This window comes from Snodgrassella sp. B3837 (genome assembly GCF_026535955.1).
Classification (GTDB): Bacteria; Pseudomonadota; Gammaproteobacteria; order Burkholderiales; family Neisseriaceae; genus Snodgrassella; species Snodgrassella alvi_E.
This window is the reverse complement of record NZ_JAFNPI010000011.1, coordinates 192,986-204,544: the sequence shown is the minus strand read 5'-3', so window position 1 is coordinate 204,544 and position 11,559 is coordinate 192,986. Positions and strand designations below refer to the sequence as shown.

At 42.4% G+C, this 11,559-nt stretch carries 17 protein-coding genes and 1 pseudogene (1 of these 18 running past the window's edge); 8 read left to right on the top strand and 10 right to left on the bottom strand.

Features of this window, described 5'->3' with window-relative positions:
- The 8 genes and pseudogenes from J3U67_RS05010 to J3U67_RS04980 all read left to right on the top strand — a co-directional run.
- Positions 1-63: the 3' end of an RHS domain-containing protein gene (locus tag J3U67_RS05010; protein WP_416384675.1), read on the top strand. The gene continues 162 nt to the left of window position 1, outside the view; 63 of the gene's 225 nt are visible here — the last part of the coding sequence; the start codon falls outside the window, past its left edge; the stop codon is at positions 61-63.
- Positions 35-112, top strand: a pseudogene (locus J3U67_RS09220) (RHS repeat-associated core domain-containing protein); the annotation flags it as partial. The gene J3U67_RS05010 and the pseudogene J3U67_RS09220, both read left to right, overlap by 29 nt.
- A gap of 33 nt (positions 113-145) precedes the next feature.
- The gene (locus J3U67_RS05005; RefSeq protein WP_267404058.1) at positions 146-538 is read left to right on the top strand and encodes a hypothetical protein; all 393 of its coding nucleotides are present in this window, start codon (positions 146-148) and stop codon (positions 536-538) included.
- 1 nt (position 539) lies between these two features.
- On the top strand, positions 540-842 hold the full coding sequence (locus J3U67_RS05000) for a hypothetical protein (RefSeq protein ID WP_100140250.1): 303 nt from the start codon (positions 540-542) through the stop codon (positions 840-842).
- Between the two features lie 169 nt (positions 843-1,011).
- On the top strand, positions 1,012-1,341 hold the full coding sequence (locus tag J3U67_RS04995; protein WP_267404056.1) for an RHS domain-containing protein: 330 nt from the start codon (positions 1,012-1,014) through the stop codon (positions 1,339-1,341).
- 183 nt (positions 1,342-1,524) lie between these two features.
- Positions 1,525-1,923, top strand: a complete 399-nt coding sequence (locus tag J3U67_RS04990; protein ID WP_267390807.1) for a cupin domain-containing protein — start codon at positions 1,525-1,527, stop codon at positions 1,921-1,923.
- Between the two features lie 24 nt (positions 1,924-1,947).
- Positions 1,948-2,274: a carboxymuconolactone decarboxylase family protein gene (locus tag J3U67_RS04985; RefSeq protein WP_100141190.1), complete on the top strand. Its 327-nt coding sequence runs from the start codon at positions 1,948-1,950 to the stop codon at positions 2,272-2,274.
- A gap of 176 nt (positions 2,275-2,450) precedes the next feature.
- Complete coding sequence (locus tag J3U67_RS04980; protein WP_267390808.1) at positions 2,451-3,194, top strand: SDR family oxidoreductase; 744 nt, start codon at positions 2,451-2,453, stop codon at positions 3,192-3,194.
- Positions 3,195-3,608: 414 nt separating this feature from the next.
- On the opposite strand, the gene J3U67_RS04975 is transcribed toward J3U67_RS04980, so the two are convergent.
- The 10 genes from J3U67_RS04975 to J3U67_RS04930 form a co-directional block, all read right to left on the bottom strand.
- Positions 3,609-4,031 carry a F0F1 ATP synthase subunit epsilon gene (locus J3U67_RS04975; protein WP_100156701.1) on the bottom strand — a complete coding sequence of 141 codons (423 nt, stop codon included), beginning with the start codon at positions 4,029-4,031 and terminating at the stop codon, positions 3,609-3,611.
- Between the two features lie 10 nt (positions 4,032-4,041).
- Positions 4,042-5,439: a F0F1 ATP synthase subunit beta gene (gene atpD, locus J3U67_RS04970; RefSeq protein WP_100100496.1), complete on the bottom strand. Its 1,398-nt coding sequence runs from the start codon at positions 5,437-5,439 to the stop codon at positions 4,042-4,044.
- 33 nt (positions 5,440-5,472) lie between these two features.
- Entirely contained in the window at positions 5,473-6,348 is an 876-nt protein-coding gene (gene atpG, locus J3U67_RS04965) for a F0F1 ATP synthase subunit gamma (RefSeq protein ID WP_100141186.1), read from the bottom strand.
- Between the two features lie 24 nt (positions 6,349-6,372).
- Entirely contained in the window at positions 6,373-7,920 is a 1,548-nt protein-coding gene (gene atpA, locus J3U67_RS04960; RefSeq protein WP_100151587.1) for a F0F1 ATP synthase subunit alpha, read from the bottom strand.
- A 10-nt stretch (positions 7,921-7,930) separates the two neighbouring features.
- Positions 7,931-8,467, bottom strand: a complete 537-nt coding sequence (locus tag J3U67_RS04955; protein WP_100141184.1) for a F0F1 ATP synthase subunit delta — start codon at positions 8,465-8,467, stop codon at positions 7,931-7,933.
- A gap of 4 nt (positions 8,468-8,471) precedes the next feature.
- Positions 8,472-8,942 carry a F0F1 ATP synthase subunit B gene (locus J3U67_RS04950; protein ID WP_025331626.1) on the bottom strand — a complete coding sequence of 157 codons (471 nt, stop codon included), beginning with the start codon at positions 8,940-8,942 and terminating at the stop codon, positions 8,472-8,474.
- A gap of 64 nt (positions 8,943-9,006) precedes the next feature.
- Entirely contained in the window at positions 9,007-9,237 is a 231-nt protein-coding gene (gene atpE / locus J3U67_RS04945) for a F0F1 ATP synthase subunit C (RefSeq protein ID WP_025331627.1), read from the bottom strand.
- 52 nt (positions 9,238-9,289) lie between these two features.
- Positions 9,290-10,150 carry a F0F1 ATP synthase subunit A gene (gene atpB, locus J3U67_RS04940; protein ID WP_100141183.1) on the bottom strand — a complete coding sequence of 287 codons (861 nt, stop codon included), beginning with the start codon at positions 10,148-10,150 and terminating at the stop codon, positions 9,290-9,292.
- Positions 10,147-10,491, bottom strand: coding sequence for an ATP synthase subunit I (locus J3U67_RS04935; RefSeq protein WP_267390812.1), 345 nt, complete (start codon positions 10,489-10,491; stop codon positions 10,147-10,149). Before J3U67_RS04935 ends, atpB begins: the two co-directional genes overlap by 4 nt.
- A 194-nt stretch (positions 10,492-10,685) precedes the next feature.
- Positions 10,686-11,540: a ParB/RepB/Spo0J family partition protein gene (locus J3U67_RS04930; RefSeq protein WP_267390814.1), complete on the bottom strand. Its 855-nt coding sequence runs from the start codon at positions 11,538-11,540 to the stop codon at positions 10,686-10,688.
- Positions 11,541-11,559 lie beyond the last annotated feature (19 nt).

Here is an 11,559-nt window from a genome sequence, read left to right as displayed (position 1 = left end):
GTATCAGGGGCAGTATTTAGACAGAGAAACGGGCTTACATTACAATACTTTCAGGTACTATGACCCGGATATAGGCAGATTTACGCAGCCGGACCCGATTGGGTTACTGGGTGGATTTAATTTGTATCAGTATGCGCCTAATGGGTTGACTTGGATTGATCCGTGGGGGTTGTGTAATGTAGCTAACAACTCAAAACTGAATAAAAAAATAAAAGAAGCACAATCAGGAAAAGATGTAAGTGTTAATTCATTTAAAGAAGCCGATCAAGTATTATATGGCGCTTTTAATAACACCCGAAAAGTTACCGGAGCTGGGAATAAATCGACAGACAAAACATCTAAACAAAAAAAAGAATTTAAACTTAGACCTTTAGAAAAAAACAAAACTGCTGTATACCATAAAGATTACCAATTTAATAAAAATGGTGTTTTATATGGACATGAGGGATTACCAGATGGCCATCCTCATAAAACAGTACCACATATTAATGTTTTAACACCAAATGGTGAAAAAATAACTATTTATATTGAGAGGTAATATGCAAAAAATTATCAGCTTTATTGAAAATGAAATTAATTCATTAAATGGAAATAATAAAGAATTATATTTAAAACTATATTTGTTAAAACAACTTACTGTTTATTTATCGCAAAATAAAATTGAAGGAAAAGTGGAAAAAATAATTCCACTAATAAACACGTATACAGGATATTCTGAATATAGAGTAATGAATGATTGTGAATCAGATAATAAAGAATTATGGATAGAATATATTTACGAAAATAATAAAATAAGATTAAATACAGGGGACATTTTAGTAAAAATGAAATATTCAAAATAATGTGAAAATTTTATTATTATGAGTAATCCCTAACATAAAGATACCATCAAATTTTAATAAGAAATTTATATTAAAAAACAAAATATTATATAATTTATGATTACTACAATAACTTTTTTGGGCAATATCACCCGCCACTACTAAAACAGCTATCATAATATTTAGAACATTGTCGGCTGCTTACAACTTACTCCACTTCCGTGGCCTGCAATATACCTACGACGCACACGGCCGTACCCACTTCCTGTGGGACGGGCTAAANNNGATTCAGGAAACCCGTACCGACAGAAGCAAAAGCGTCTATATCTACACTGATGAAAGCGGCTATGAACCCTTAGCCAGAGTAGAGACCACTACCGGTACAGAACAAAAAGTGCTGTACTACCACACCGATGTCAACGGTGCCCCGGAAGAACTCACTGATGAAGCCGGTCACATTGTATGGGCATGCAGCTATCAGCTGTGGGGTAAATCTACGCAATTATTAAGATACGCTTAGACAATATAAAAACATCTTAGAAATTGGAAGTAGATCAACACATTGAAATGTGCTGTTGCCTACTAATATGTTTAGATTAAAAATGGTGATTAATCATGAAATATTTGCTCAATAAAAAATACTTGAATTAAAGTGAACTTGAAGTTTTATACTTAATCATCAAAACATTTCAAGATAAAAACCATGAATTCATCATTTAAACAAATCTTTCCACTAGGTGAAGAAAATATCAATTATGCTCAATATTTTATTGGTCAGAGCTATTTAGCTAATCTGGCTGCTATTGATGGAAATGTTGATGTAGACGTTAGCAATGTTACTTTCGAGCCCGGCTGCCACAACCATTGGCACAAACATTTAAATGGCTATCAAATTTTACTTGCTACTGCCGGTCAGGGTTGGTATCAAGAAGCAGGCAAACCGGCACAATTACTTAATCCTGGCGATGTAGTGGTTATTCATGCCGGAGTCAAACATTGGCATGGAGCAACGAAAGATAGTTGGTTCAGTCATGTGGCCATTACCAAAGGTCAAAGCGAATGGCTGGAACCCGTAGTAAGCAGCGATTACAACGCTCTGTAATTTTTAATCTAGAGGAGTACGGCAATGAAAAAACAGACAGCAGGTCATGAACTTTTAGGCAAATTTGCACCTCAGTTTGCTCATTTTAATGATGATGTTTTATTTGGTGAAGTTTGGTCACGAGAACAACAATTGCCAGCACATCAGCGCAGCATGATTACTATTGCAGCATTAATCAGTGCCGGTAATTTCGAGCAATTAAGTGCCCATCTGAATATTGGCAAACAAAATGGCATCACCAAAGATGAAATTGTTGAAATTATTACTCATCTGTCCTTTTACGTGGGCTGGCCGAAGGCTTGGTCTGCATTTAATCTAGCCAAGCAAATTTATCAAGACAATGAAAAGTAATTTGCTCTAAACTTCAAATGTATTCAGATATTTGATAATTTTGAAATTTTTCCTTGGTCAAACTTAAGCTCAGACACTATAGCTAATTTGCCAGCTAATATTTATATACCTGTCATTTAATCTTAACAAAACATCGGTGTTTGAGCACTAAACGGAACTAATCAAAGGAGTAAAACATGGCTGTTCAAAATAAAGTAGTCATCATAACCGGTGCATCATCAGGTATTGGCGCAGCAACTGCACGCTTACTAGCTCAAAACGGAGCAAAAGTCGTACTTGCTGCGCGCCGCGAATCACAGCTTCAACAACTACAACAACAGATTACTCAGTCTGGCGGTGAGGCCGTTTATCAAGTTACAGATGTGCGCCAGCCGGAAGAAATGCATGCATTAGTTGAGCTGGCTCAAAAACATTTTCAGGGTGTAGATGTGATATTTAATAACGCCGGTATTATGCCCAACTCCCCTATCAGTGCTCTTCAGACAAACGACTGGAATAATATGATTGATATTAATCTGAAGGGCGTGCTAAATGGAATTGCTGCGGTCATGCCTATTTTCACGAAACAGAAATCTGGCCATATCATCACTACCTCTTCAATTGCTGGCTTGAAAAGCTTCATGGGCTGTGGTGTTTATGGCGCAACTAAATTTGCCGTACGTAATCTGATGGAAGTTATCCGGCAGGAAAGTGCCACTGAACAAACCAATATCCGTACTACTACTTTGTATCCTGCAGCGATCAACACAGAGCTGTTACAAAGTATTTCTGATGAAAATGTGCTGCAAAGTATGACTCAATTATACAATCAGGTTGGCATAAGCCCTGAAGCCATTGCTCGTGCTGTTAACTTTGCCATTGAGCAGCCGGAAGATACCAATATTAGTGAGCTGACTATCTATCCAACTAAACAAGCTTAATCAAATTATCTGGAATACAATATTTGTAGTAAATACGAAAGCAAAAGCTTTATGCTTTTGCTTTTTGTATATCAATTTAATTTGTTACTGCAGAAATCAACAATAATTACTGAATTAGTTTAACTTATTATTTAATAGTGCATTTTACAGATCAATACCATATCAATAAGCTTTTAAAAAGTTTATAGTATTTTTATTACAATTAAATATTTGTTTACTGGTCTCAATGATTTCTTTTGATGTATCAGCTCTTATCATTAATTTGTAAATGACATATACTTTGAAGTTTAAAACATTATACTGAGCAATATTTTCTCATGGTTGAACTTAAGTAATAGAAAAGCCCGAGCAATGCTCGGGCTTAAAACATTTTTTATTATAATCAGATTATTTATCTGATTATATCAATCAATGTTATTTTCGATGAGTGCGCAGGTAATCCAGAGTTTTCAGTTGAGCAATCGCCGCAGCTAAAGCCACATGAGCTTTGGCCAGTGAAACATCATCCTTGGCCTCATGGATACCGGATTCGGCTGCTTTTTTGGCTTCTTCGGCACGCTGCTGATCCATTTCTTCACTGCGAACGGCCACATCTGCCAAAAGCGTAAGCTTATTCGGCTGTACTTCCAGAACACCGCCTGATACTGCTACCAGAATTTCTTCTTTCTGGTCAGGTACGGTCAAACGAAGAGCACCAGGACGCACCAAGCTCATAATGGGTTCATGGCGAGGGTAAATACCTAGCTCACCTTCCAGAGTCGGCACAACAACAAAGCTGGCTTCACCTGAATAGATGTTTTCTTCGTTACTCACCACTTCCACTTGCATGGTACTCATCAAGCGCTCCTTAGTTTAGGGTTTTCGCTTTTTCAGCAGCTTCTTCAATATTGCCTACCATGTAAAAAGCTTGTTCAGGCAGGTGATCGTACTCACCATTCAGAATAGCTTTAAAGCCGGCAATGGTATCACGCAGTGAAACATATTTACCCGGCGCACCGGTAAACACTTCTGCTACGTGGAATGGCTGTGACAAAAAGCGCTGGATCTTACGTGCGCGGTTTACGGTCAGTTTGTCTTCATCAGACAATTCATCCATACCCAGAATCGCAATGATATCGTTCAACTCTTTGTATTTTTGCAAAGTAGTCTGTACACCACGTGCAACGTCATAATGCTCCTGACCAATTACAGCGGGGTCTAGCTGGCGTGAAGTAGAGTCCAGCGGATCCACTGCTGGATAAATACCTAAAGAAGCAATATCACGGCTTAACACCACGGTTGCATCCAAGTGAGCAAATGTTGTGGCCGGAGATGGGTCAGTCAGGTCATCTGCAGGTACATACACGGCTTGGATAGAAGTAATGGAGCCAGTTTTAGTAGAAGCAATCCGCTCCTGTAGACGACCCATTTCTTCAGCCAGTGTTGGCTGATAACCCACAGCAGACGGCATACGTCCTAGCAAAGCTGATACTTCAGTACCGGCCAGAGTGTAACGGTAAATGTTGTCAATGAACAGCAGTACGTCACGACCTTTACCATTTTCATCTTTTTCATCACGGAAGTATTCCGCCATGGTCAGACCAGTTAAAGCTACACGCAGACGGTTACCAGGTGGTTCGTTCATCTGACCATACACCATGGCCACTTTATCCAGTACGTTGGAGTCTTTCATCTCGTGATAGAAGTCATTACCTTCACGAGTACGTTCCCCTACACCGGCAAACACAGACAAACCACTGTGTGCTTTGGCAATGTTGTTAATCAGTTCCATCATGTTAACGGTTTTACCAACGCCGGCACCACCAAACAAACCAACTTTACCGCCTTTGGCAAATGGACACAGCAGGTCAATCACCTTGATACCCGTTTCCAGCAATTCAGTAGAGCTGGAAAGCTCATCAAATTTCGGTGCCTGTTGGTGAATGGAGCGGGTAGTACTGGTCTGAATTTCGCCAGCTTCATCCACCGGATGACCCAAAACGTCCATAATCCGACCCAACGTAGCTGTACCAACCGGTACAGTAATCGGTGCGCCGGTATTAACTACGGCCATACCGCGTTTCAGACCATCGGAAGTACCCATAGGGATGGTACGCACGATACCATCACCCAGTAACTGTTCAACTTCAAGAGTCAAATCAGTATCAACCAGTTTAAGAGCGTCATACACATTGGGTATGGAATCATGTGGGAATTCTACGTCCACTACCGCACCAATGATTTGTACGATTTTGCCTTGGCTCATTATCGCATCCTAAGTTTATTTGACCTGTACTGCTTAAACAGCAGCAGCACCGGCCACAATTTCTGACAACTCTGTGGTAATCGCTGCCTGACGCGATTTGTTATACACCAGACGCAATTCTTTAATGGCATTGCTTGCATTATCGGTAGCAGCTTTCATCGCTACCATACGCGCAGCCTGCTCGGCAGCCATATTTTCAGATAAGGCCTGATAAACCACAGACTCTAAATAACGGCGGACTAAAAATTCCAGCACCTGTTGTGGCGAGGGTTCGTATACATATTCCCAGCTGTATTCCTTACTTTCAGATACCTGATCCAGAACATTCTGCCCGATGGGCAGCAGTGTTTCCAGACGTGGTTCCTGACGCATGGTATTGATAAAGCCGGCATAAACCAGATAAATGGCATCCAGTTTACCTTCTGCATAACGCTGAAAAATTTCCGTTAACGGACCCAGCAATGTAGCCACTCTAGGTGTATCACCTAGACCCACAGCACTGGCAATGACATTCAAACCCACTCGGTTACAGGCGGCCAGTCCTTTACTGCCGAGACATACAACTTCGGCCTCCAGCCCCTGCTGATTGCATTCTTGCACTTTACTGAAGAATGCTTTAAGGATATTGGCATTCAGACCACCACATAGTCCTTTATCAGTCGTAATAACAATAAATCCTACTCGCTTACTGTCATTATTACTGCGCAACAGCGGGACGTTGTGATTAGAATGGGTTTGTGCCAGATGGCTCATCACCAGACGAATTTTATCGGCATACGGACGCGCCTGACGCATCCGTTCCTGAGTCTTCCGCATTTTAGAGGTTGACACCATCTGCATCGCTTTAGTGATCTTTTGGGTATTTTGAACACTGCGAATTCGGGTGAGAATCTCTTTTCCTACTGCCATTTCAGACTCCTTTCAATGACACGTTTACGCCTGATAGCCGTAAGACGATTTGAAGGTCTTCATGGCGTTGTCCAATGCTTTGGCATTGTCATCGCTTAATGCACCGGTGGCATCGATGTCCTGTAATACATTTGGACACTGAGTACGCACATAGCCCAAAAATTCTGACTCAAAATTCAATGCCTTGGACACAGGAACATCATCATATGAGCCATTATTGATTGCCCACAGAGTTAGTGCCATTTCACCTGTACTCAACGTGCTGAACTGTTTCTGTTTCATCAGTTCGGTCACAACTTCACCATGACGCAACTGTTTGCGTGTTGCTTCGTCCAAATCAGAAGCAAACTGAGAAAACGCTGCAAGTTCTCGATACTGAGCCAATGCCAGACGAATACCACCACCCAGTTTTTTGATAACTTTAGTCTGAGCAGCACCACCTACGCGGGATACAGAGATACCAGCATTAATGGCCGGACGAATACCGGAGTTAAACAGGTCGGTTTCTAGGAATATCTGTCCGTCAGTAATGGAAATTACATTGGTTGGTACAAATGCAGAAACGTCACCAGCCTGTGTTTCAATAATTGGCAATGCAGTTAATGAACCGGTTTTGCCTTTTACTGCACCTTTGGTCAGTTCTTCTACTTCATGTGCGTTAATACGGGAAGCACGTTCTAGCAGACGTGAGTGCAGATAGAATACGTCACCCGGATAAGCTTCGCGGCCAGGTGGACGGCGCAATAGCAGGGAAATTTGACGATAGGCTACGGCCTGTTTGGACAAGTCATCATAGACAATCAGGGCATCTTCACCATTATCACGGAAGAATTCACCCATACTACAACCAGCATACGGAGCGATATATTGCAGCGCAGCTGCTTCAGAGGCAGTAGCTGCTACAATAATGGTATGATCCATTGCACCATGTTCTTCCAGTTTGCGCACTACGCTAGCAATGGAAGAAGCTTTCTGGCCGATGGCTACATAAATACAGATTACGCCGGTATCTTTCTGGTTAACAATAGCATCCAGAGCCACGGCTGTTTTACCTGTCTGGCGGTCACCGATAATTAATTCACGCTGTCCGCGGCCAATAGGCACCATTGAATCAATGGCTTTCAGACCAGTTTGCATTGGCTGATCAACAGATTGACGTGCAATTACACCCGGAGCAATTTTTTCTACCGGAGCAGTATGTGTAGCATTAATCGGTCCCTTACCATCAATGGGGCGACCCAGTGCATCTACGACGCGTCCTACCAGCTCACGGCCTACTGGCACCTCCAGAATACGCCCAGTACAGGTAACTTCGTCACCTTCTTTAATGTGTTCGGATTCGCCCAGAATCACGGCACCTACAGAATCGCGCTCCAGGTTCATGGCGAGACCAAATGTATTGCCGGGAAACTCGAGCATTTCACCTTGCATCACGTCTGACAAGCCATGTACGCGCACAATCCCGTCAGTTACAGACATTACGGTACCACGGGTACGTAATTCTGTATCTACGTTCAGGTTTGCGATTTTAGCTTTAATCAAATCGCTAATTTCAGCAGGATTAAGCTGCATGAAAACTCTCCTAATTCATCAATGCCGTATGCAGGCTGTTTAATCTACCCTGCACCGACAAATCCAATACTCGGTCACCAACTTCTACTTTTATGCCACCAATTAATTCTGGGGCAACCACCTGATGCGCTTTCAACCGTGTGTTGAAATGGGCTTCCAGATCCACTACTACTTGTGCAAACTGCGCTTTATCAATAGGGTAGGCTGTGTATACGGTGGCTTCTTTTATGTCGTTAAGGGACAAAGCATAGTCTTGGAATAACGTATAAATTTCTGGCAAAACTGTTAAGCGTTTGTTCTGCGCCAGCACAAAAATGAAGTTTCTCAAATCTTCTGCGGGCGTAAAATCCACTAAAGACAGGATTTCTTTTGCCTTTTCAGTGTATTCGCATTCCGGCTCATCTATTAGCAACTGCACTTTCGGTTGCAGTATGATTTCAGCCAGTGTTTTCAGTTCGTCCAACCAAGACTCAATCTGATTCTGTTCTTGCGCCAGACTAAACAATGCCTTGGCATAAGGTCTGGCTATGGTTGCGAACTCAGCCATGGGATTACAGCTCCTGTTTCAGGTTCGCCAGTAAATCAGCGTGACGTGAAGGATTAACTTCACTGCGCAGGATAGATTCGGCACCTTTTACAACCAAATCTGCTACCTGCTGCCGCAGTGCTTCACGGGCCCGGTTAGCTTCCTGCTCTACATCAGCTTTTGCCTGAGCCATGATACGGGCAGCTTCTTCGGATGCCTGTGTTTTGGCATCCTCAACAATCTGCGCGGCACGCTTTTCCGCATTGGCCACCATTTCGGAGACCTGACTGCGACCCTCGGCCAAGATATCAGCAACACGTTTTTCCGCCTGAGCAAAATCGTTTTTTCCACGTTCGGCAGCAGCCAAACCTTCGGCAATTTTGTCGGCACGGGCATCAAGTACTTTGACGATGGGTGGCCATACGAATTTCATCGTAAATAGCACAAACATGACAAAAACAAGTACTTGTGCAATTAGGGTTGCGTTGATATTCACGATTAAACCTTTAGAATTTGTGTTTATTAATTAATACAGTTAACAACCAGCAAATCTAAGTTTATCAGCCGCCGATTTTGGCGAAGTACAAGAATGATACGCCCAGAGAGATAATGAACGCAGCATCAATCATACCCATGATAATGAAGAATTTACCCAGCAATGAGTTCATTAATTCTGGCTGACGGGCAGAAGATTCCATGTATTTTGCGCCCAGCATACCGATACCGATAGATGCACCCATGGCAGAAATACCAATCATCAAACCACAAGCGATAGCGATTAAACCACCCATTTACTTCACTCCTTAAATAAAAGAAAAGAATACTACAATAAATAAATTACCCTTAATGGGAATCGTGAGCCTGACCCAAATATACGAAGGTCAGCACCATAAAGAGATATGCCTGTAAAGCAATGACTAAAATATGGAATATGGCCCAAGCCAGACCTGCAACAATCTGGAGAATGAATAAAACCACATCGCTTACGCCTGCAGCACCGGACATACCCCAGGCACCACCCATTAGAGCGATCACCATAAATAAAATTTCACCGGCATACATGTTACCAAACAGTCGCATACCATGAGACAGGGTCTTGGAGAAAAATTCGATGATATTCATCAGAAAATTAGGGATGAACAACCAAATTTTGTTACCAAACGGTGCACTGAATAATTCGTGTATCCAGCCACCCAATCCTTTGATTTTGATATTGTAAACGATACACAGAAACAAAACAGATATCGCCATTGCCATGGTGGTATTCAGGTCAGCCGTGGGAACAACGCGAAGAAATGCATGATGATCACCCGTAGCATGCTGCCATGCCCAAGGCAACAAATCTACAGGTAGCAGATCCATAATATTCATGAACAGAATCCACATGAATACAGTTAAGCCCAGAGGAGCAATGGTTTTTCGGGATTTCTCATTGTGAACCATATCTTTGCAGATACCGCCCACAAATTCAATTAGTAGTTCGACGGCGGCTTGAAAACGGGTAGGCACACCTACTCTCATACGACGAGCGGCTACAAACAGAATAGCTGAGGCAATGATGCCAGTCAGTATGGAAAAAAATAGGGTATCCAGATTAAGAAAGGAGAAATCAACCATATTGGTCTGGTAATCTGGTGATTTCTGAGTGTAATTGATTAAGTGGTGGCTGATATATTCGCCCGGAGTCATCTCTGTGCCGCTCATAGTAACAATCTTTTTCTAAATGTGAACAATCCAGCCTGACTGACCAGTATAAGTCCTGTCAGGAAAGCAAACCAGTTAACTGCGGAATAGCACACGTAAACCAGCAACATCATTAGGCATATCATGAGAATTTTGCTGATTTCGGCCATTAATAGTGTTGCCGGTAATAGCGCCGGTAATTTTTTTGCGGCGATGATGGTTAGCATCGCCAATAATGTAGGTATCAGGTAACTCAGTCCACCTAATACTGCCGACCAGATAGCAGAATATTTCCACAACCATGCGGACACACAAACTGCGGCAAACAACATGACTGTTTGCCAGAACATGATCCACTTCATTCTGTTACCTTAAAAAACACTGCGGTAAGCTGCGCTAATATAATCAACTAATACTATATCGTCAAGTAATTTTGTGAAATTTTGTTAAATAAATTTTAGCTAATTTATTAATTTTTCTATATATTTCTTTAACATTGCCAAATTTGATAACTGAATTAAACAATTTTGCCACAATTAATCTGTGATTGCAGGATTTATTCCAGTCCCATTTTTTGTAATAAATGACTCAAGGTTTCGGGATTATCAAATTGTAAGATGATACGGCCGCTGCGCTGGTTGCGGCTTTGTACTTTCACGGGTACGCTAAAACGTTGCTCCAGTGCAGCTTCTATTGATTGAACTTCGCTGCTTTTTTCAGCCGGATGGGGAGTGGCGGTTTCTGGTTTGGCCTGTGCTTGCTGGCAACGGCGCTCCACTTCGCGCACTGACCAGCCATTCTGGGCTGCTTTCTGAGCCAGATCAATCTGCTGGATAACAGGTAAAGTCAATAAAGCACGGGCATGACCCATTTCTAACTGCCGGCTGTACATTAAGTCTTGTACTGGTTGCGGCAGATTGAGTAAGCGCAGACTATTGGAAATGCTGCTGCGGCTGCGTCCTACAGCTTTGGCCACTGTTTCATGAGTGAGTCCAAATTCATCTACCAGTCGCTTCAGGCCTTGTGCTTCTTCAATCGGATTGAGATTTTCGCGCTGAATGTTTTCAATGAGTCCCATTGCCAGTGCTGCTTCGTCAGAAATGCTTTTGACGACTACTGGAATTTCCGCCAGTTCGGCTAGACGGGCAGCTCGCCAGCGGCGTTCACCGGCAATCAGCTCATATTGCTGCAGTCCCATTTCCCGTACAATCACTGGCTGAATGACACCTTGCGCGCGTATGGATTCAGCCAGCTCTTGCAATGATTCGTCATCAATTTGAGTACGTGGTTGATAACGTCCGGGAATAATATCGCTAATTGCGACTTTGGTTAAACGGTCGCCACCGGTGATATCACTGCCGGAACCAAGTAGGGCGTCTAGCCCTGCACCCAAACCTTTTGCTTTAACCATGTATCGCTCTTTAATTTAT